Annotated in this window: 18 protein-coding genes; 8 read left to right on the forward strand and 10 right to left on the reverse strand. The window is 47.4% G+C overall.

Features of this window, described 5'->3' with window-relative positions:
* Positions 1-202: 202 nt before the first annotated feature.
* Positions 203-595: a DUF6678 family protein gene (locus MO387_RS13030; RefSeq protein ID WP_107947161.1), complete on the forward strand. Its 393-nt coding sequence runs from the start codon at positions 203-205 to the stop codon at positions 593-595.
* A 197-nt stretch (positions 596-792) separates the two neighbouring features.
* Here MO387_RS13030 and MO387_RS13035 read toward each other — a convergent pair whose 3' ends face one another.
* From MO387_RS13035 to ppk1, 6 genes are all read right to left on the reverse strand, one after another.
* The gene (locus tag MO387_RS13035; protein WP_006081327.1) at positions 793-1,689 is read right to left on the reverse strand and encodes a hypothetical protein; all 897 of its coding nucleotides are present in this window, start codon (positions 1,687-1,689) and stop codon (positions 793-795) included.
* A gap of 11 nt (positions 1,690-1,700) precedes the next feature.
* Positions 1,701-2,459, reverse strand: a complete 759-nt coding sequence (locus MO387_RS13040; RefSeq protein ID WP_006086363.1) for a hypothetical protein — start codon at positions 2,457-2,459, stop codon at positions 1,701-1,703.
* On the reverse strand, positions 2,459-2,986 hold the full coding sequence (locus MO387_RS13045; protein ID WP_006081329.1) for a hypothetical protein: 528 nt from the start codon (positions 2,984-2,986) through the stop codon (positions 2,459-2,461). Before MO387_RS13045 ends, MO387_RS13040 begins: the two co-directional genes overlap by 1 nt.
* Before the next feature lie 23 nt (positions 2,987-3,009).
* Positions 3,010-3,294, reverse strand: a complete 285-nt coding sequence (locus MO387_RS13050; protein ID WP_006081330.1) for a J domain-containing protein — start codon at positions 3,292-3,294, stop codon at positions 3,010-3,012.
* Between the two features lie 394 nt (positions 3,295-3,688).
* A complete protein-coding gene (locus tag MO387_RS13055; protein ID WP_199908798.1) occupies positions 3,689-5,251 on the reverse strand; it encodes a Ppx/GppA phosphatase family protein in 1,563 nt (520 codons plus the stop codon).
* Positions 5,252-5,292: 41 nt separating this feature from the next.
* Entirely contained in the window at positions 5,293-7,464 is a 2,172-nt protein-coding gene (gene ppk1 / locus MO387_RS13060; RefSeq protein ID WP_006086365.1) for a polyphosphate kinase 1, read from the reverse strand.
* A 375-nt stretch (positions 7,465-7,839) separates the two neighbouring features.
* On the opposite strand from ppk1, the gene yegD reads away from it, so the two are divergent.
* The 3 genes from yegD to MO387_RS13075 are packed head-to-tail and all read left to right on the forward strand — an operon-like array spanning position 7,840 to position 10,231.
* Complete coding sequence (gene yegD, locus MO387_RS13065) at positions 7,840-9,309, forward strand: molecular chaperone (protein WP_107947162.1); 1,470 nt, start codon at positions 7,840-7,842, stop codon at positions 9,307-9,309.
* Between the two features lie 37 nt (positions 9,310-9,346).
* Entirely contained in the window at positions 9,347-9,694 is a 348-nt protein-coding gene (locus MO387_RS13070) for a hypothetical protein (RefSeq protein WP_012088939.1), read from the forward strand.
* Between the two features lie 48 nt (positions 9,695-9,742).
* The gene (locus MO387_RS13075) at positions 9,743-10,231 is read left to right on the forward strand and encodes a CreA family protein (protein WP_107947164.1); all 489 of its coding nucleotides are present in this window, start codon (positions 9,743-9,745) and stop codon (positions 10,229-10,231) included.
* Between the two features lie 233 nt (positions 10,232-10,464).
* Here MO387_RS13075 and MO387_RS13080 read toward each other — a convergent pair whose 3' ends face one another.
* From MO387_RS13080 to pdsR, 3 genes are all read right to left on the reverse strand, one after another.
* Positions 10,465-11,664: a cystathionine beta-lyase gene (locus tag MO387_RS13080; RefSeq protein ID WP_242326333.1), complete on the reverse strand. Its 1,200-nt coding sequence runs from the start codon at positions 11,662-11,664 to the stop codon at positions 10,465-10,467.
* 179 nt (positions 11,665-11,843) lie between these two features.
* On the reverse strand, positions 11,844-14,012 hold the full coding sequence (gene pdsS / locus MO387_RS13085; protein ID WP_242326335.1) for a proteobacterial dedicated sortase system histidine kinase: 2,169 nt from the start codon (positions 14,010-14,012) through the stop codon (positions 11,844-11,846).
* A 74-nt stretch (positions 14,013-14,086) separates the two neighbouring features.
* Positions 14,087-14,779 carry a proteobacterial dedicated sortase system response regulator gene (pdsR, locus tag MO387_RS13090; RefSeq protein WP_006081337.1) on the reverse strand — a complete coding sequence of 231 codons (693 nt, stop codon included), beginning with the start codon at positions 14,777-14,779 and terminating at the stop codon, positions 14,087-14,089.
* A gap of 258 nt (positions 14,780-15,037) precedes the next feature.
* Between pdsR and pdsO the strand changes: the two genes are divergently transcribed.
* The 3 genes from pdsO to MO387_RS13105 all read left to right on the forward strand — a co-directional run bounded on the left by pdsO (position 15,038) and on the right by MO387_RS13105 (position 19,033).
* The gene (gene pdsO / locus MO387_RS13095; protein ID WP_347342544.1) at positions 15,038-15,862 is read left to right on the forward strand and encodes a sortase-associated OmpA-like protein PdsO; all 825 of its coding nucleotides are present in this window, start codon (positions 15,038-15,040) and stop codon (positions 15,860-15,862) included.
* 105 nt (positions 15,863-15,967) lie between these two features.
* Entirely contained in the window at positions 15,968-18,280 is a 2,313-nt protein-coding gene (locus MO387_RS13100; protein ID WP_242326343.1) for a marine proteobacterial sortase target protein, read from the forward strand.
* Between the two features lie 45 nt (positions 18,281-18,325).
* Positions 18,326-19,033, forward strand: coding sequence for a class GN sortase (locus MO387_RS13105; RefSeq protein ID WP_242326339.1), 708 nt, complete (start codon positions 18,326-18,328; stop codon positions 19,031-19,033).
* A gap of 207 nt (positions 19,034-19,240) precedes the next feature.
* Here MO387_RS13105 and MO387_RS13110 read toward each other — a convergent pair whose 3' ends face one another.
* The gene (locus MO387_RS13110) at positions 19,241-20,266 is read right to left on the reverse strand and encodes a GGDEF domain-containing protein (protein WP_006086374.1); all 1,026 of its coding nucleotides are present in this window, start codon (positions 20,264-20,266) and stop codon (positions 19,241-19,243) included.
* A gap of 209 nt (positions 20,267-20,475) precedes the next feature.
* Here MO387_RS13110 and MO387_RS13115 point away from each other — a divergent pair, with 209 nt between their 5' ends.
* On the forward strand, positions 20,476-22,098 hold the full coding sequence (locus MO387_RS13115) for a M28 family metallopeptidase (RefSeq protein ID WP_242326341.1): 1,623 nt from the start codon (positions 20,476-20,478) through the stop codon (positions 22,096-22,098).
* The last annotated feature ends 69 nt before the right edge of the window (positions 22,099-22,167 follow it).

Consider the following 22,167-nt stretch of genomic DNA (forward strand, 5'->3'; position numbering starts at 1 on the left):
TCTATTCACCCTGTCGACGAGCAAATACGATGGCAAGCCAATATGAGTAGGTCAAACCAATAAGCGCTCCACGGTTCAAAATGGATGGCCTAATTTATTGCCCATCATTTTATCTGTCATTTTAATTAGTTTTTATTGGCAATATATATCTATTAAAGCTATATCATTTAGTTTTTCACTTAGTCGCTTGAGACACTAAAAAATGAATTCTGAAGTTTTGAAGTATGTAAACGAGCATCAGCTTTCGTCTGTAATGAATAAAACAAAGTGGTGCGAGCTTGAAAAGGCATTAAATGGATCTGAAGACTTTATTCCCTATGTGCGATACAAATTGATTTATGATGAAAACCCTAATGCAGGTTTTACTGCTGTGTGGTGGCCCGAGTTACTTGAAATAGCAGAAACCATTGAGTGGTTAGAAGTTGATCCATTCAAAAGAGAATGGCTAGGCCGATTAGTGGCGGATCGAGTGACGGACTTTTCTGATGTTGTAAGCGCACAATTAGCCCAATATTCAATTCCTTATTCGATAGAAAATGGCATGTTTCGGATTTGGGGTTATCTGAGGAGGGATGAATCTCCAGAATTTATCTAACTGAAGAGTTATATCTCTGTAAGTCACTTATTTTCAAGCTAAAACTACTCAAAACTGAGACCTCAATACTGATTATTGAGATTGGGCATAGAGACAAAAGACAGTAAAAAAGTGCTTTATTTTTCAATAAAGCACTCTTTTTTAAGCGGTTCAAACACGCGTTAACGTACTGAACACAGTACTGATTAAAGTACCGATCAAAGTACTATGTAGAGTGGCCAGCCGAGGAGGCCGACGAGACCTTCCTTGTGTTCGAATCTTTCTAAGCGCTCGGGTGAAGCGTCGCTGAGTAAGAGTTCGCGGTAGCTTTTCGCAAAGTGCAGTGTACGCAGTAGGGCGGGGACAAAGTTTTTACCGAGATCTTTACTGATGGTTTCAGCGAGTTCTGCGGGTAATTCTGCTAACGCTTTCTGGGTTTCCAATTCGATATGCTCACGGGTAAACCATTCCTCTTTTAAGGTGATTTTGCCGATACGCTTTTTCAAATCCTGTCTGACTTTGGCGCCATCAAACAACAATCGATACAGTACCGCTTCGGCTAATACACTCTCTAGATTGAGAAAATCTAGCGGATCATAGCTCGATTGCGCGTAAAACTGTGCCAATAGGGCCGCAATTGACTGTTGGCGTTGATGCTCAAGCAGGGCATCTTGATAGGCTTCATAACCTAACCATTCTTCCGCATCTGGCGGGCTAGACACTTGTTCTAGCAAGAACTTGTCGACATCGCCGTACAGTGACTTGCCGTTGACGAGTTTATGCTTGCTGACAGTGCTGAGCATGCTCCAGCCTTTTTGAAAGCATTTCACTACACCATCGGCGGTGATCAACAGGCGTATCGCCTGCTGCGGGTTTTGGTTTGACAATTCCATCAAACCAAGACTCACCACACCAATGACATCGTGTGCCGCTTGTTCAAGCAGGTGCATTTTGTACTTGTTGTAAAACTTATCGGCCAGTTTGAGGCTCATCAAAATGGCTTTGGATTTGATTTGTGACAGCTGTTCACCGCTCAGCGTTTCGTCTGCTTGGCCTTGGATCAATACCTTGCTCAGGTAGGGTCCTTGATCTACATCACGCAGTACCAGTTGCATCAAATAATTCCTTAATCCAAAAAGCTAAACATATCATCGACTTCAGCGTATTCATCCGTCACTTGGTTTTTCTCTTTGGCTTGAATAACCAGCTCGTTGACAAACTTGCTGATGATCATTTCCCAACCTGAGCTTTCGTTACGCAGCAGACTCTTAATGGCTTTTTCCACATCGGGCGCGAGCTCGTGGATCAAGGCCATTAGGCTGCGTGGGTCGTCTATGCTGAGGCTGTGTGCATCTTCACTGGCGACGCGGCTGTCGTAGCCGATGGTTTCAGTGTCTTCTTCGTCATCGTAGAGATCGGTGTAGCCGTCTTCATCTTCATGCTTTTCGCCTAACATCATTTCGATGAAAGGGATCGACAGATAGAAGAGGCCCGCTGGATCTTCGGCGATACATTCTAGAATCGCAGTTTGCTTTTCTTCGCTATCTTGGATGCGAATTAAATAGGTCAAAAAATCAAAGGTATGCTGAATAAGTTCTTCGGCATTGTTTTTGATTTTTTCTTCCCAGTACAAAGGTTGCTGACAGACGATGTCGCGAATTTGTTCTGGGGTCATGAGTTCAGACATGATCGAAGGACAAGAGATATCATGGTGACTGTTGATTTGCGTCAGCGTGACGATATCCATGTGTTCGATGACTTCGACTAATTGCTCGTCGCTCATGGTATTTGCAATGATTTCAAAGCGTTTGCTCGCTTGTTTTGGCTCTACGTCCGCCAACTCTTTAATTTCGGCGACGGTAATCTCAATGAGACTAGTGTTCATTAGCGGTCCTCATCATCGTAGTGATCGTAGTAGCCATCTTCCTCTTCGCCTTCATCATCGTCGTCGTTATCTGAGGTGCCAACATAATCGTTGTCATCATCTTCATCGTCGTGATGCTTCGCTGCAGGCGTTGCTTTACCTTGATTTTCAAGTAAATACAGTACGGCGCAGCTTTCAATCAGTAAGGTTTCCGAGTAACCACGCACGGCTAACACTAAAGGTAAATCGGCATTATTAAAGCCAATCGTGACTTTAAACTCATCCCACTCGGGTTGAGTTGCCGTGTTTATCCAATGTGCCCACTTGAGTTTGGCTTCGGCGGGAAACTTAATTCGACCGTAAAGCGCGACAGGCAGGTACTCAGGCACAGTATCGAGCATCTTAGGATCGGCTTCTAACACCTTTTTGATTTGGCTAGTAAATTGCTCTAGCGCTTTAGGTGTATCGGGATCGTCGTAGGACTCGATATTGTCGTAGGCATTATTTTTTAGCTCATTAATGCGTGAGATATTCAGTTTTTTGACCATTTGGCACTTACTCTAGAAAACGCTCAAGGATAAAATTGATCCCACAGCTCGCGCATGGCGCTAGCGGGATCGGTCACTATGACGTTATTGAAATCTTTGATAAACGCATTTCGTCGCTTAGGATCGGACAACACATCATAAGCATTTTTAACGCGTTCAAGTTGTACGGCGGCTTGCTGCTTTTCCTCTTCCGAGGCGCCTAACAACTTGTCGGGATGATATTTGTTTGACAGCCGTCGATAGGCTTTTTTAATGTCGTCTTCTTTGGCACTGGGTTTTATACCGAGCACACTAAAGTGGTTAATCATACTTGTACCTGCAGGCGATGGGGCTGATATCGCGAGATAAAAAGGGTTTGACTCTGATTATCTTTAAATTCGTGGAATTATGATTAGTCAGCCGTGGATGATAGCAGAAATCCCCACTCAGCGGCAAACGCGCGAGCAGGAATTTGTGCTTTAGTGAAGGGTTAAAAATCCTTTAAACTTTAATCTGTTGTGGCGCATGGATTAAGTCAACCGCTATGCTGTTGAAATCCCGTTACCAAGCCAGATTGATAGCTAACTTAACCTTGTTTTTAGGCGAGATAATTGCCATCGATTCAGGGCAATATTTTTGTGACGAATCCTTCGCTAAACGCATTCACACAGAGCTAACCCACACTCGCCTCTGCCACGTTCGGCTGAGTTAACGCCGTAACAGCTAAGTCAAACTAGACACTAACCGCAGGTTCATCCCAAGGGTGAGCATTTGTTTCTGTTCCCGCTGTAAATCCTTCATAAACAGGCTGATTTTTCGCTTATGGCTCGGTAGCACTAGCATGAGCCCATCGGGGATCACTTTAATATGATCTAAGGTCAGCGTCTTAGCGATACGGCCAAGGTTGAGCAAGACAGCGAGCCTCAGCAGGCAGAGCAGGCGATTCAGCGTGAGCTTATGGTTAGGATCGAGTTCGGCGAGCATTAATTCGTTGGGCTTTTTTCTGTGGTTGGTGATAAGCCGCGCTAAATCCAGCTGCAAGGCTTCACTAAACCCGGGTAAGTCACTGTTGCTGATGATATAACCACCGTGCTTGTGCAGGGACTTTGAATTAATGTGTAGCCCAATCTCATGTAAGGTTGCGCCATAGGCGAGCAAGCGTGCATGGGGCCTTAATTGCCATTCATCGGCGACCTGTTCAAACAAGGCCATGGCAGTGTCGCGTACCTTAGCGGCGTGGGCCATATCGATATGATAAAGCTGGGCAATACTGTCGACGGTGCGGTGGCGAATATCCTGATACTGGCCAATTTTGGCTAGTTCATAGAGTACGCCTTCACGCAATGCGCCTGGGCTAAACTCGAGCTTTTGTATCGGTAAGCGCCTAAAAAAGCTGATTAAAATGGCAAGTCCGGCGGGCACTAAGGGAATGCGTTTATCATCGACATTGGCAAATTGAATTTGGCTAATATGGCCACATTTGATCAACTTGATTTTGAGCTGTTTGAGTCGTGGCAGCGTGATGGTTTCATCACCATGTTCTTCTTGAATCGCTTCGCAGATGGCTTTCACTGTGCCTGAGCTGCCTAACGTCAGCTCCCAGCCACCCACGAAATATTCCTTGGAGAGTGAGGCGAACTGTTTATCGGCAGCGCTTTGGGCATCACGAAATGAGGCTGGGGTGATGAGTCCATCGATAAAGAAACGCTCGTTAAAACTCACGCAACCGCAGCGCAGGCTAGATAACTGGGTCGGGGTATTCTTTTTACCGATCACGACTTCGGTCGAGCCGCCACCTATGTCGATGACTAAATTACTTTTTCCAAGCACTTGGCTTTGGGCAATACCGTTGTAAATCAAACGGGCTTCTTCATGGCCTGAAATCACTTCCACCGGATAGGGCATGATGGCGAGCGCGGCCTCGATAAATTGATCGCGGTTTTTTGCGATTCTGAGGGTGTGGGTGGCCACTAATCGCACTTGCGCTTGGTCTAGATTGGAGAATCTTTGGTTAAAATCCCGCAGACAATTGAGGCCACGTTCTATGGCGTCATTGTCGAGAATATTCTGCGCATTGAGCCCAGTGGCGAGCTGAACCTGTTGTTTTTCTTTATGTAAAATCTGCAAGCTGCCATCTTGCTCGCGGGCGATGACCAGATGAAAACTGTTCGATCCCATATCGATGGCGACAAAATGGCGCGATTTAGCATTTGCAGGCGCATTGGTTTGTGGCGCCTGCGACTTTAGTAATGTGTGTTGCTGTGTGTGCGAATGTGTGGCTACCAATCGGATTATCCTTAGGCAATCAAAGCGATATAAAGCCAGCGTTAGCTGGCTTTGGCCTGTAACTCGGGCGTTATGTCAGGCTCAGCGTTAATCTCTCGCTCAGCATCACCCTCATGGGCGGACATACGTAAGGCATTAAATTCTTGCAGTTGGCGCTTCTCATAATTAATCAGATATTGATAAATGGCAATTTGAGAACGCACTTTTCGTTTGTTACCCCGGTTTCGATAGGGGTTACTTTGTTCTTTGTTGATGACCCGCGCTTTAGTGTTGTCATTGAATTGTAAGGATAAAATATCCATTATCATTTGTTTTAGGCGCAGATCATAAATCGGCACACTCACTTCGACGCGATTATCTATGTTGCGGCTCATCCAGTCGGCGGAGCAGATAAAGAGTTTGTTCTCGCCGCCAGCGTGGAACAGCATTACCCGTGAGTGTTCGAGAAACCGGTCGACGATACTGTAGACTTCAATGTTATCGCTGATCCCGGGTATTTGCGGAATAAGTGAGCACATACCGCGAATGAGTAACTTAATTTTGACCCCAGCGGCTGAAGCCTCATAGAGCTTTTGGACCAAGGATTCATCGAGTAAGTTATTTAGTTTTAAGGTAATCGCCGCCTTCATATGGCTTTGGGCATTAACGATTTCATTATCAATTAAGTGACTCAGTTTTTGTCTGGCATCGTAGGGCGACACGATTAAATGCTGGAAGTTATCGCGGCGATACGGATGCTCAATCAAGTCAAACACTTGCTCCACTTCACGGGCAATCTCTTGATTGGCGGTGAACAGTGACAAGTCGGTGTAAACCCGCGCCGTGCCTTCGTTAAAGTTGCCTGAGCCAACGTGACAATAGAGTTTGATTTCCCCTTGTTCCTCACGGCCAATTAAGCACAACTTGGAATGCACTTTTAAACTGGTGATACCGTGGTGAACTTTGACGCCCGCTTCGGCTAAGATGCGGGTCCATTCGATGTTGGATTGCTCATCGAATCTGGCCCGCAGTTCAATTACGGCGGTGACTTGTTTGCCATTTTTCACTGCATCTATAAGCGATTGCATCACATGGGATTTTTTCGCCACTCGATATAAATTAATTCGAATAAAGCGCACCGCCGGATCGTAGGCCGCTTGGCGCACCATTTCGGTAAAATGGGAAAACTTATGGTACGGATAATTGAGCATGATATCGCCCATCCGAATGGCATCGAAACTGTTGGCACTGCGGCCAAAACCTGCGCTATTGAGCGCCGGCAGTTTTTCGTTTTCGAGGTAGTCGCGGCTCGGGTTGGGGAAGGCGATAAAGTCTTTAAAGCTGTGGTAGCGCCCACCTGGGATCAAGCATTCGGTCGAGCTGATGTTCAGATTTTCTTTGAGCATCACCAACATGTGTTCGGGCATTTCTTTGTCATACACTAAGCGCACCGGCTCGGCGGTCAGACGTTTTTTAAGACCTTTGGTCATTTTTTCGAGCTGGGTTTGCTCTAGCTCGTCGGTGATATCAAAATCGGCATCGCGGGTTAGTTTCATCGAATACACTTCGATGGCGTCGTACTCGAAGAAGGGGCCAAAGAGTTCATCCACGCAGTGGCGAATAATGTTATCTAATAAAATCAGATACTTTTTCGCTTTACTCTTTTCAGCTGGGAGTTCGATAAACCGTGGTACGTTTTTAGTTGGCACTTCGACTAAGGCGTATTGGCGGCGAGCCTTAGTGAACAAACACACGCATAAATAGGTGGCGTCGTCATTGATTTGTTTGATCAGATCGCGATTGTTATTGACGATAAGCGGGGCGATATGGCGTTTAAATTGATCACGAAAATGCTTTTTCAGCCAGTCGCTGTGGAACTCGCTTAATTGTTTCTCATTGATTAACAAAATATTACGACGCACTAGCTCGCGCATTAAATCCGTGTATATGCCGTCGAACCTTTCTTGCAATGCCATCACTTTCGATTGGATCTTGGCCATTAAATGGCGACTGTTGCTGCGACCTTCCTGCAGGGATGACAACAGAATCGAGCGCCTGACCGCAGCCACGCGTACTCTAAAAAACTCATCCATGTTATTGGAAAATATCCCTAAAAAGCGCACTCGCTCCACTAAGGGAACATTGGGATCGCAGGCTTCTTGCAATACTCGCTCATTAAAAGACAACCAAGAGAGTTCTTTATCAATCGAAAGTTTATCGGTATTCGGGGACACTGCACAGCTCCTTTAAGCAAGCGTCATGGCGCAATATACAATAGCATTCATCCGCCTTTGTGCAATCAGATTTACTGCCGACAAGTGAAGGAATTTCAATGATAAATACTGCGTACACGCCAAAATCAGTCTGGGATTTATCTGGGATAAAGATACGAGGGAAATATGTCAGCTTGATGACGAGTGTGACAGAAATATGACCTTAAGATGATCATCTTGGATTGGACTGAAATGCTGCCAGTGCAACTGCGCTTTACGCATTGAGCCCGCTATACGCGCTGCCAGTTTGCGAGTAAATCCGGCAGTGTTAACTCCTTGGGCATTATCGCAAACTATGTTATCTTGCTCGGCTTTTTTATCGCGGGAGTAAAAGGTATGTTTGTTGGATTTGATTATGGTAGTGCTAACTGCGCCGTAGGGATCATGCAGGGCGATGATGTGCAGTTATTGGCGTTATCAGAGCAATCAGCTTATTTACCTTCAACCTTATATGCGATGGACAGGGAACTGATCGCCGAGGCGGTTTATCGTGGTCTCCCTATTGAATTAAAAGCCGATTACGCCAAAAAGCGCGCCGCACAATTGAGCCGTGCCCGTATGGTGCGCCATGAGTTAGATCTCGATGCTGATGTTCAGGCCGTGTTTGTCGGTGAGCAGGCGGTGAGCGCGTATTTAGAGATGCCGGAGGAAGGATTCTATGTCCGTTCGCCAAAATCATTTTTAGGTGCAACGGGTCTCAGACCCGAACAAGTGGCCCTGTTTGAAGACATAGTTACCCTGATGATGCAGCACATTAAAGTGCGCGCCGAATCTGTATTAGTGGAAAAGCAGCTTGCTAAAGAAGGCGCTGCGGCAACGATCACCCATGCGATTATTGGTCGCCCGGTGAACTTTCAAGGCATAGGCGGTGAAGAGAGTAACCGTCAGGCCGAATCCATTTTGACCTTAGCGGCAAAACGTGCGGGTTTCGTCGACGTTGATTTTCTGTTCGAGCCGTTAGCGGCGGGGATGGATTATGAAGCGACCTTGACCGACAACAAAACCGTGTTGGTTGTCGACGTGGGCGGCGGTACGACGGACTGCTCAGTGGTCAAAATGGGCCCAGCCCATAAACAAAAAGCGGATCGCAGTGAAGATTTCCTCGGCCATAGTGGTCAGCGAATCGGTGGTAACGATCTCGATATCGCCCTTGCAATGAATGCCTTTATGCCGCACTTTGGTTTAGGCTCTTTAATGACCAATGGCAAGCCCATGCCCAGTAAAGCCTTTTGGAATGCGGTGGCAGTAAATGATATTAGCGCCCAGCGAGAATTCAGCACCTTAAGCAGCCGTAAACTGATTGATGAATTGGTGAAAGAAGCCGAGCAGCCACAGTTACTCAACCGACTGTTAAAAGTGCAACAACAGCAGCTAAGCTACCAGTTGGTCCGTCAAGCCGAACGCGCCAAAATTGCCCTGTCAGATACCGATAATACTGATGTTAATCTGGATTTTATCGAAGCGGCGCTGCACGCGGGTGTGAGTCGTAATGTGTTTGAGAATGCTATCGAGCCTTCACTGACAAAAGTAGAAGCCCTGATGCACCAAGCGCTTGCGCAAGCGGCAAAAACCTTAGCGGCTGACGGCTTAGATCAAGACTCTGTGAATAACGAGAATGTATCTGCCGACAATGCTGCAGAATGCAAACCCGATGTGATTTACGTGACAGGTGGTACGGCGCGAAGCCCTGCGATCTACGCAAAAATCGCCGGTATTTATCCCGATATTCCGGTTGTGGTCGGCGATCACTTTGGCTCTGTGACTGCAGGGCTAACCCGCTGGGCACAAAAGCTATTTGCAAAATGAATTAGCTTAGAATTTAAATATATAACAGGGAGTTATTATGTATCGAATTTTATTGTTAGGTATCTTCATCATACTTTCAGGTTGTGGTTCACTCGATAAGCAATCTATTTTAGTTAATGCTGGAGATACTAAGGAACAAGTGCTTAATATTATGGGGCCACCTGATGATCGTCAGTTCCAAGGAAAGAATGAGGCATGGCAATTTTGTAAAACTGGGGCTGGTTTTGGTTATCATGATTACCGTATTTTTTGGTTTTTCGATGGTAAAGTTACAGGTGTAAATTCCTATAAAAGTACTCGTCCAGGCGTTTCTTGTGTCACTGATATTAAACCCATTAACTGGGAAGATGCGCCAGATGTCACACTTGAAATCCGTAAGAGATAGTTTTGTTTTTTTATACTTTATTTGGTTCGTCATATTTAGGAAGTAATAATGAAAACTCTGTTGAAGTGTGCGTTTGTCGCCACTGTGGGCTTTTTGCTCGCGGGTTGTGGTGACGATGTAGGTAAGGTGAGCTTAGGGCTTTTTACCACTAAAGATGTGATTATCGATGCTAAGCACGATCCTAAAATTCCTGGGGTGACTTGCCATATTAGTCGTATCGAAGCCAATTTAGATTTTGCCGATCCATCGGATATGGGCATAAGTTGCCGTCAAACTGGGCCAATTAACGCGGCCGATTTGGCTAATATCGACATGGGTAAACACGGCGAAGTGATTTTCACCGAATCCCTGAGTATTTTGTTCAAGTCATTAAAAGTGCGCCGAATTTATGATGCACAGAACCAGACTCTGCTGTATTTGTCCTATTCGACCAAAGAGACCAACGGCAGCCATAAACATGCCCTTTCGACAGTGCCGCTTTATGGCTCAGCCGCTTGGGTTGACCCTGCGTTGAGTGCTGGAGCGAAAGCGAATTAATTGCCGAAGAGTTTGTGGTTTGGTTGTACCTTGGCTGTAAGCATTGATATTTGAAATAAGTTAAATATGCAGTAAGGTAAATTTGCAGTCAGTGTTGATAAGAGAAAGGGGCGGAATGTTGATTCCGCCCCTTTTTGTTTTTATAGGCTGCTAGCATTTAGCCGCTAATGACATAACGCAATAAATATTAGCCCTCTAACGACCTCGCTTAATCCCTATCACTATCACTATCGCTACTTAGCTTTGGCCGCCAGTACTGCGTTAAAGCGGTCAAACCCTGCGCTGAGATCGGCAATTAAATCCGCGGGATCTTCTAAACCAATATGCAAACGAATTAACGGTTTGCTCGCATCCCACTTTGTCGCCGAGCGGATTTTTTCAATGCCGAAAATGCCGAGGATTAAACTCTCGTAGCCGCCCCAAGAAAAGCCCATCTTAAAGTGACTCATATTCTCAACCAGTGCGGTGACCGCATCGGCATCGCCTTGTTTCAATACAAAGGAGAATAAGCCGTTGGAGGCGCTAAAGTCGCGTTTAAAGAACTCGTGGCCGGGGCAGGTATCAAACGCTGGGTGACGCAGATGATCGACTTCTGGTCGGGTTTCTAACCAGTTGGCAACTTGCAGGGCATTTTTTTCATGCTGCGCCATACGCACGCCTAAGGTACGCAGGCCACGGGCGGCAAGGTACACATCATCAGGGGAGGTGGTTTGTCCCATCAAATAGCTGTGTTCACGTAATTGCGGCCAGTATTTTTCGTTGGCGGTAGCTGTGCCTATCATCACATCTGAGTGACCGACAATGTATTTGGTCGCCGCTTGAATCGAAATATCCACACCCATTTCAAAGGGCTTGCTATTGATTGGGGATGCCCAAGTGTTATCCAGCATAGTAATCAGCCCATGTTCGTGGGCGATGCGGCACAAGGTCGGCACATCTTGCACTTCCATGGTGATAGAGCCTGGAGACTCTAAAAATAACACTTTAGTATTGGGGCGAATAAGGTCGCCAATGCCCGCGCCAATCAGCGGATTGTAATAAGTGGTTTCGATACCAAAACCGCCGAGAATATGGGTACACAGATCCCGCGTTGGCTCATACACGCTATCGACCATCAACAGGTGATCGCCGGTTTTTAAAAATGACAATAACGCCGCACTGATCGCCGCCGCGCCAGAGGGATACAGCGCTGTACCGACGCCGCCTTCTAATTCAGCAATCGCCGCTTGAAACGAAAAATGGGTCGGGGTACCACGGCGGCCATAAAACATCTCGCCATTGGTTTTATTTTTCGCGGCGTGGCGCATTTCATCCATGGTTTCGAAGACGATAGTTGAAGCACGAAAAACGGGCGGATTGATCACGCCTTTGGTCCATTTTTTGTCTCGACCTAAGCTGACGATTTGGGTGGCTTGATGATGTTTATCTGTCATTGGATCATTACCTTGGCATTTAGGTTGAACGAATAGGTTGAACAATGTTGGAGAAGAACCATTGGAGATATCTAATCTATTGTTATGGCGGTCATCTTAGCATCTGCGCGCAGAAATGACAGGCGGCGCTATGATGAGTTTGACTCATGTTATTGGCGCCTGTCCCTTCGGTTTTTAGATTATGACGCAGGGCTCAACGGCAAGGTTACTAGGATATCGACGCCATTATGCTCGCTGCGATTGCGGGCGAGGATTTGTCCATGGTGGAACTCGGCGACCAATCGTGCGATATACAGACCTAAACCGAGATGAGGTTTGTCTTGGGCTTGATTTATCCGCACCGACACCATGGAGTCGAAAATCTGCTCCGACATATCAATAGGCAATTCTGGCCCTAAGTTACTGATAAGCAATGTGGCTTGCTTACCGACTTGGGTGAGCGTGACTTCGATGGCGCTGCCTTTATCGCAGAACTCAATCGCGTTAGCGATAAGTTTGTCCATCAACTGGGCGATATATTCCGGTACACCTTGCATCATCAATGGTTGCTCGGGCACTTTTACACTAAAGCCTTGTTCTGGATAGGTCATTTGATAACCTTGCATACAACCACTGACCACTTGTGAGAGTGGGAATTTAGTGATATCGGCCTGCGTTAAACTCTGCTCTAAGCGCGTTGCTTCGCTCATGTTATTTAAAATCATGCTTAAGCGGCTGACACCTTCTTGGGCGCGGTCGACATATTTCTGCGTGTCTTTATCTAAGGTTTGCAGGTTTAAATGCTCAAGGGATGAACGCACAACCGCCACGGGCGTGCGCAGCTCATGGGACAGGCGCGACGACATGTTTTCTAGATAATGGGTGTATTGACCAAGCCGTCCGACAATGCTGGAAAAACTGCGGGACAGATCGCCAATTTCATCCCGTGCTTTAGACGGTTTGAGGTGATTACGTACGCGGCCTTGGCTGTCGATGGCATTTTCGGCCTCATCGCGCAGTTTACGGATACGGTTAGAAATGCTCGAAGCGAAGAAGAACAGCGCCAAAGTGCCCATGCTCATTATGGTCAAAATTACGTTAAAGAGTTTTTCCAGCGCGCGGTTACGCAGAGTGCGAATTCCGTGGGTGGTCTCTTCGGCGACAACGGCGCCCATGACATTGTTATCAATCCAAATAGGGCTGGCGGCAGCGAGCACCACAGCTTTATTGTCTGGGGTTAAGCGCCAAGTTGAGCTTTGCTGACCCGTAAGGGCTTTTTGGATATGACTGCCATCAAGCTCGGTGGAATCTTGCAAGGAGTCGATAAAGTCTTTGGGCGGCTTAGTGAGAATTTTATAGTACAGCGGATGCAAGTAATCGCGCTTGAAGGTTTCCCACAGCGTGGTGCTCTTTTCATCTTCTAAGGTGCGGGTCCACACACTGTCATTGGCACGAATATCGCCCGATTTTGCCAGTACACGGCCGTGCTTATCGACCACCCAAATGCGTGAGCTATAGTGGCTCATACCTTTGATAATATTTTCAATTTCTGGCGATGGCACCAACACAGTGCCGAGATTATCGACCGTATCTAAGGCCGAGGTGCCGACAACGGCTGCCACATCGCGGTTCTTGTTGTCGTTAACATCGGAAATGGCAAAACCGAGTTTGCTGCCGACCATGTCTAAGGGAATACGCAGCTCGACATTGTAGCCCACATCTGTGGTCGCCCATTGTCCTTGGATGCGCACTTCAGGTTTGACGGGCACGGTTTGCTTAGGATTGGCAGGTAACTCGAAGGCGCTGATCCAACCGGGTTGCGTAGTGGCAACGATATAGCGTTTAAATTTATTGTCGGGCGCGAGTGTCGCAATCGAGAGATGATCGTTTCTATCGACACTTAACGCATTTTTGCCACGCAGCACCACAGTTGGGTCGGTCACTTGAAAGAAGGCATACAGATAACCATCGTACTGGCCGACCATGTGGGTAAAGCTTAAGGTCAGCAGCGCGTTGGGATCGGCGCGCATGATCTGATGCGCCTCACCGTACTGGATAAATCTGTGCTGATATTCTTCCCATTCGTTGAGTTTACCGTCGAGCAGAATCGCCCCATTGAGTTGATAGGCGTACAGATCGCGACTCTTTTCCACTTGCTTTAAAAAGCTCGCTTGTCCATCGAACAATTTCGGCCGTTCGTGCAGCGCGGTGGCCAGTGCCTGAGTCGTGCCTTCTAAGGTGCGTTCTTGACCGTGGCGAAGATACTTTTCCATCTCCCACACATATTGATACCCCAGCCAAGGTAGGCAGAGCAAAAACAGGCTAAGGCCGATGACTTTAGTGCGTAGACCAAAGGGGAAACGTGTCATAAGTTAGGGGTCAGCATCAATGGGATCAAAAGTGTATTGGCTCAAGGTTGCGTGCATCAAGGTAGCGCGAGAGTTCAGGCTAAGCTGTCCCAGCGATAACCCATGCCATAAACCGTATCGATACAATCAAACTCAGGCGCGGTGGCGATGAATTTCTTGCGAATGCGTTTCACATGGGAAGTGATTGTGCTGTCATCGACAAAAATCTTCGCCTCTTGCATTAATTCATGGCGACTGCGCACATGGCCCGGGTGTTTGGCTAACGCGTGCACCATCCAAAATTCGGTGACGGTAAGCTCAATCGGCAACTGGTTCCAATAGACTTGCATGCGATTGGCATCAATCGTCAGTGGGCCACGTTCGAGCAGGTTTTCCTGCGCCGTTTGGCTGGCCGCAAGCTCGGAGCGGCGAAATAAGGCCGCTAAGCGCGCAGTTAAATGGGGGAAACTCACTTCTTTACTCAAGTAATCATCGGCGCCTAAACGCAGGCCACATACAGTATCAAAGTCACTGTCTCGGGCGGTCAAAAAGATGATCGGCAGCGTGCTCGACATAGCGCGCAATGACTGACACAGCATAAAGCCGCCGTCAATTTCATTGCCTAAACCTATGTCGATAATGGCTAAATCCGGTAAACGAGTATTAAAGGCTAACATGGCCGATGGTCTGTCGGCATAGGTTTGCACGCTGTAACCGTGTTGTTGCAGCACGTCCTTGTAATTCTCGCGAATGGCGGCTTCATCTTCCACTATGGCGATACGCTTCATAGAGCCCTATTCCTATTGACTTGGGGGAGTAAGTTTTCGTGACTATACAGGATTTTACCCGAGATAAAAGGCCACAAATGCAATTGCCATTTTGTTGCCACAATTGATAGTTGCATTGCCATTTTCCATCCCTGCTCATGCCATTCCGCTTGTGTTTAATAGCCTCATTCAGTTTTGCACCCGTTTTGACCTGATGGGGTTTTGAACTTGTTGTTCAGGTTCGAGTGCAAGCTCGGCTAATAATCAAAAAGGAATGAGATGATGAAAAAGACACTAATTAATTTGTTGGTTTTGAGTTTATTAAGCGCGCCAGTCGCCAGTGTGTCGGCGCGGGTTTCACTGCAAAACCAAGGACAAGATCACAGCTTAGATAATGACGCCGATGTTAGCGGTATGGCGATGGATGATGAATACGCCAATGAGGACGAACAGCCAGAAGCCTTAATTGGCCTCGGTGGTGGTGCATTAGTGGGCGCGTTAGTCGGTGGCCCAGTGGGTGCCATTATTGGTGCATTCACTGGCACCTTGATTGGTAAGTCGGTTAGCGACACAGACACGCTGCACGTTCAGCAAAGACAGATCAGCCTGCAAGAGTCGCAATTATCCGAGTTGAGTGTAAAGCAACAAGCTGCCGAAAAACGCGCCAGCGAATATGCCAAGGCGCAGCAAGAGCTTGATGAATTGCTATCCGCGCAACGTCAATTACTCAGTGAGCTCGCCCTAGGGCTAAACGTGCAGTTTCGCACTGGTTCCTCTGAGGTCGAATCGCATTTTTTGCCCCAATTAGATGATGTGGCCGAGGTGATGAATCTGTCGCCTGAGCTTAATTTGGAATTGAAAGGCTATGCCGATCGCCGCGGGGATGTGAGCTACAACCAAGCCCTTTCTGAGCAACGTTTACTGGAAGTCCGTGGCTACCTGATTAAGCAGGGCGTCGCCGCTGAACGCATGACAACCCAAGCCTTTGGCGCTCTATCGCCACTGCAAGCGGAGCAGGACAGGGAATCGGATGTGTTCGATCGCCGTGTGACTTTGACCTTACAGCCCCATTCAACCTTGATGGCAACGCACACGACACAATAGCTGTCGATGTTAGTCGTCCATTCTAAGCCGTCAATTTAGAACATTCATTTTAACGACTGCGAACGTCAGTCCATATTGGTTAATAGAAAGAAGGAAGCCTTTGTGATGATCACAGGGAAAAGGGTAAAAGAAATCAGCGAAAGCTTAGCGATATTAATGATCAGTGCCGCCGTATGTTGGGGCTTGCCCTTTGTGGCATTAGCCTCACCCAATAGCACGGGCACATTGTCTGAGCCGCAGAATATTGCCTCGGCGCTGGTCGGCGAAAATACTGCTCAAAGTACGGCAGAATCACAGGTCATTAATTACGATGACATTACCCAGGGATTATTACTTTATCGCCAGCCGAGTGGCGCTTGGGTGCCATCTTTGCCACTCGATACACAAGTGTCGATGCAAGTCTCTGGCTTAAGTAATCGCGTTAGCGTGAAGCAGGTTTTTCGCAATAACACTGAGTTTGTGTTGAATGGGCAATATCTGTTCCCGCTGCCCAATGAGGCCGCGGTGGATTCGCTGCGATTACATATCGGCCAAAGGGTCATCGAAGGGCAAATTCATCCTAAGGCCGAGGCTAAGCAGATTTTTGAGCAAGCCAAAGCGGAGGGTAAACGCGCCAGCTTAGTGAGCCAAGAGCGGCCAAATATGTTCACGACCGAAGTGGCCAACCTAGCACCGCAGGAAGAGTTGATTGTCGAAATCAGCTATCAGGAGAGTGTCAAATATGAAGATGGCTTGTTTAGCCTACGTTTTCCGCTGGTGGTCGCGCCTCGTTATATTCCGGGCTTAACCTCTGACGCCAGTGCTAGCGACTCAAATGAGCCTATGGCACGCCAATCGAGTCGAGTGACCAGCTCGCAGGTGTTTGATGCCGACCGGATTGTGGCGCCTGTGCGGGACGGCGCCAATGGACGCGATCCTGTGCTCAAGGCTGACATTCAAGTCTTGCTGGCAAAGGGGGTTGATAAGGCGTCCATTGAGAGCCCTTACCATGACATCAAACTCAAGCAAACCAATAGCGGCGCCGTTGATGTGTCACTGGCACAACGCGTGCCTGCCAATCGTGACTTTGTGTTGCAATGGCGCGTACAGCAGGGCACGAGTCCTATGGCTTGGGTGTTTAATCAACAGGGTAAAACCCATAAACCCGATGGCGATAATCTGTATCAGGACACGCTTGAAACCAGCAAAGCCAACGGCATGAATGAAGACAATTACAGCCTCGTCATGGTGTTGCCTCCTAAGGTCGAAAAGAGCACCCAGCCGAGTTTGCCCCGTGAATTAATTTTGGTGATTGATACTTCGGGCTCTATGGCGGGGGATTCTATCGTTCAAGCCAAAAATGCACTGCTTTATGCATTAAAAGGACTCAAGCCCGAGGACAGTTTTAACATTATCGAATTTAACTCCAGTCTGTCTCAGTTTTCAGCGACATCATTACCGGCGACTTCGTCTAATTTGTCCCGCGCCCGTCAATTTGTGAGCCGTTTTCAAGCCGATGGTGGCACTGAAATGGCACTGGCACTGGACGCTGCCTTGCCCAAATCCTTGGGTAGTGTCTCGCCCGATGCCGTGCAGCCTTTGCGCCAAGTGATCTTTATGACCGACGGCTCTGTGGGCAATGAGCAAGCTTTGTTCGATTTGATCCGCTACCAAATCGGTGAGAGCCGCTTGTTTACTGTTGGCATAGGCTCGGCGCCTAATTCTCACTTTATGCAAAGGGCGGCAGAACTGGGTCGTGGCACTTTTACTTATATTGGCAAAGTGGATGAAGTCGACGAGAAGATCAGTGCCTTGCTGAGCAAAATTCAATATCCCGTATTGACCGATATTCAAGTGCGTTTTGATGATGGCAGTGTGCCCGATTACTGGCCGTCACCGATTGCCGATCTGTATCGCGGCGAGCCTGTGCTTGTGAGTCTAAAACGCAGCGCCCGTGAGCCGCAGGAATTAGTGATCTCAGGTCGCCAAGGGCATAAAAACTGGCAACAATCGTTATCGCTTCAGGACAACTCAGCGGGACTTATCACTAATCAAGGTGCGGGTTTAGATTTACTGTGGGCGCGTAAACAGATTGGTGCATTGGAGCTGAGTAAAAATGGCGCAAATGATGACAAGGTAAAGCAGCAAGTCACGGCCTTGTCGATGAATTATCACTTAGTCAGCGCCTATACCAGTTTAGTAGCGGTGGACTTAACCCCCATAGATTCAACCGCAATGAGCCGCGATGCCGTGGTGCGTCAGCACTTGCCCTTAGGTTGGCAGCCTTTTGGTGCCTTGCCACAAACTGCGACCTCGAGCCGTTTGGATATGTTATTGGGTGCGCTGACCTTGCTGCTGGCCTTGGTACTTATGGGATCTATTCTGCGACAAAAACGTGAAGAGAAGGCGGCCATGGTGGCGCTTGCCTGTCATCGATGAACCATGAATTATGAATTATGAATCATGAACGACGAGTAAAGCCCGATGAGCAAAGGCAGAACACAGCGATTTTTAGTGGTGGGATTATTTTTAATTGGCGCAACATTGTTAGGAAAGGGACTCTATATGCAAGCTAAAGCACACTTTGCCCAGTATTTGATTGAACAGGCGTGGACTAAAACCTTAGCCGATGGACAATCTCATAAGCCTTGGTCATGGGCGGATACTTACCCCGTGGCAAAGCTGTCCATTTATCGTGAACAAGTGGCGGCTAATAGCGATATTGAAGCCGAGCTTAATGACAGTTTATATGTGTTAGCGGGGGCTTCAGGGCGAAATTTGGCCTTTGGCCCAAGTTTAGTATTGTCCAGTGCGCCAGCAGGGCAAAAGGGCAATACTGTGATTGCCGGACACAGGGACACGCATTTTGCGATCCTTGATGGAATGACGGTAGGGCGTCGATTATCGCTGCAAACGCTTAAGGGAAATCACATTATTTATGAAGTAGTTGCGACTCAGGTAGTGCATGAAACTGAAACGCAGTTTATGGCGCCATCCGATGATAATCGCTTAACCTTAATCACTTGTTATCCCTTCGATGCGCTTCAAGGCGGCGCCGAACTGCGCTTTGTGGTGCAGGCGATACCGGTTGAGGATGAATCAATGGATACTGCTAGTGCCGATGTTTCAGCTTCAACTGGAAATGGGATGCAAGGGAAGGTCGCTTCTGTATCGCGCAGTTTCACCCATTAGGTCGCACGTTAATTTAAGCCTTAGCGCAATCTTCAACCAAAGCGTTAAGGCTGCTTTGAGCTAATAATGTTAACTAAATAATGCTGAATAAATAGTGCTTATCAGTAACCGCCAAATGAGCGTCTTTTAATCATCTTAGCCTGAAGCCGAATCATCGGCTTCAGGCTAATTCATTACGTTCCAGTTAGCATAATCAAGTCATCACAATCAGTTGCTGATCGGCAACACGCGATTTCGGCCTAAACGTTTCGCGTCATAGAGTAATTTATCTGCCGCTTCAATCAACTGCATGCCCGTTTGTTTTTCTTGCCATTGGGCAACCCCAAATGAGGCACTGATATTATTGATGCGCTCGTCTTTACGTCTGTCTTTTAAACTGAGCTTTTCGAGTCCACGGCGCATGGCTTCGGCCAGTTGCCTTGCGATGCGTAACTGACTTTTAGGCACAATAATCACAAATTCTTCACCGCCAAAACGATACAGTTTTGCGCCATCGCGGCAGGATTCTTGTAGCCGTTTCGCCACGGCGCGTAACACTTGGTCGCCAAGCTGGTGGCCGTAGGTGTCGTTAAACACTTTAAAATGGTCGATATCGGCCAAGATCACGCAGGTGCCTAAGGGCGCTTGGGCTAACATGCCAGCAAAATCGCTGTCGAAGGCGCGGCGATTAAAGCAGCCAGTCAGCGCATCGTAGAGCACATCTTTTTCTGTCTGTTCGAGCTTTTTCTTTAGCGCATCGATTTCGGTTTGAGCTTTCTGCAATTGTCCGGTAAAGAACTCAGTGCTCGAGCGAATATTGTCCGACTCTTTCACTAAACTGCGCACCAGATCGAGCACTTGCTCAACACTAAAACCCTCATCTTCGATGCGGTTGAGCTTTTCAAAATTACTCTCGATGCGCGACTGGAATTCATTGGCATCCAGATTGGTATCTTTGAGCGATTGGGACAGCTCAGTCACCATAGCATCCAGATTCTGGCGCATTTCGCGGACATCGAGTTCAACGGGATCGGCAACATACTGGCGATATAAGAGTTCGCTACTCACAGGAGGACAAGTGTTGTACTGGGCGATAACGGTATCGAGTCGTTGATTTAATTCGGGATTCTGTTCACCAACATAAGTGTACCAAAGCGCATAGTTAACCGGGGTGGTCGGAATTTTATGTTTGAGCATCAGAGGCACTGCTTTTTTGAGATTCAGTGCAGCGGCTTGTAATAACTCTAGCGACATATTGTTACCTTACTTAATGAAAATAAACGGATATTTTAAGATTTTCGCTATTATATTCTGTTGTTATCTGTTCAAGACTAACCACAAGTATCTCGGCTCGATGAAGGCATGAACACCGTTTGTGCTTGGGCTACAGCGACTCCGTTTGCGCTAAGACTTCCATCATAAACTAAAGATGATATGGTAAAGTCTATCCTTAAAATCAAATAATGATAATAACTTGGGAGAAAGTTGTGAAAAATATCATCTTAGCCACAAGTCTGATGGCCACTATCTCATTACCCGTTTTAGCTGAAACCGCATTTGTGCAAAGCCTCGATCTCGCGCAATACCGAACCGATGTTAAAACCTTAGCCAGTGATGCCTTCGGTGGACGTGCGCCTTTGTCTGAAGGTGAGACCTTAACTTTAGACTATTTAGTGAAAGCATTTAAAGATATGGGTCTCAAACCCGGATTTGGCGACAGTTATCTGCAGGCCGTACCCTTGGCGCAAATTAGCGCAGATCAAAATATGCAGCTTGATATCGGCGGACTTAAATTTGCCAATGGCAGTGAATTTACCGCGAGAACCCAAAGAATCGCCGAAACCGTGAGCCTGAATAAAAGCGATGTGGTGTTTGTCGGCTACGGGATCAATGCGCCCGAATATGGCTGGAATGATTACCAAGGGTTAGATGTAAAAGGCAAAACCGTTATCGTGCTTGTGAATGATCCTGGCTTTGCGACTCAAGACCCTGCGGTATTTAAAGGCAATGCCATGACCTATTACGGTCGCTGGACTTATAAGTATGAGGAAGCCGCGCGTCAAGGTGCTGAGGCTGTGTTTATTGTCCATGAAACCGCGCCTGCCGCCTATGGTTGGGGTGTGGTGCAAAACTCCAACACGGGCACTAAGTTCACTCTGGTCGATGCCAATAATAACCAAGGCCAAGTTGGCGTAATGGGTTGGGTTCAGCACGAAACCGCGCAAAAAATCTTTACTAAAGCAGGATTGGATTTTGATACCTTAAAGCAGCAAGCTGCCAAGCCAAACTTTAAGGCGATCCCACTTAAGTTGAGCGCCCAGCTCACGTTAAACAATAAAATTGAACGCGCTGAGTCCCATAACGTCGCGGCTTTACTGCCAGGTAAAACGCGCCCCGACGAAGTGGTGATGATGCATGCCCATTGGGATCACCTCGGTACTGTGATTGAAGACGGTAAGTCAGAGATTTTAAACGGAGCGGTCGATAATGCCAGCGGTGTGGCGGGGGTTTTAGCCTTGGCGCGTTACTTCAAACAGCAAGCCAAGATGGCACCACTGGATCGCTCGGTGCTCTTCAGCGCCTTTACGGCGGAAGAAACCGGTCTGATTGGAGCGCAGCATTTTGCTCAGCATCCGAGTGTGCCAACGAAAAACATCGTCGCCTTTTTAAATATCGATGGCATGAATGTGAACAAGGGCGTGGATTACATTTTACGTTATGGCGAAGGCGTGTCTGAGTTAGAGCAATACTTAGACAAAGCCGCGAAGGCCCAAGACCGTTTAGTTAAAGGTGATCCAAGACCGCAGAATGGGTTGATGTTTAGATCGGACCACTTTGCGCTGGCACAACAAGGTGTACCTGGATTGCTATTTATGAGTCTTGGGGATACCGATCCTGATTATATCGCCCATAAATATCATAAGCCTGCTGACGATTATGATCCAAGCTGGAATTTAGGCGGTGTAAGCCAAGATCTAGACCTCATCGCCAGTATGATTGCCACCTTAGCCAATAGTACCGATTGGCCCCATTGGCTTGAGTCATCTGACTTTAAAGCCAAGCGCGAGCAAGATGGGCGTAAATAGTGTTAATGAGTTGAATCATGAGGGCGCCAGTAGGTGCCCTTATTTTTTAACGCTGATTTTAGCTAGGAT

It is taken from the genome of Shewanella sp. N2AIL, from assembly GCF_022690845.1.
Lineage (GTDB): Bacteria > Pseudomonadota > Gammaproteobacteria > Enterobacterales > Shewanellaceae > Shewanella > Shewanella baltica.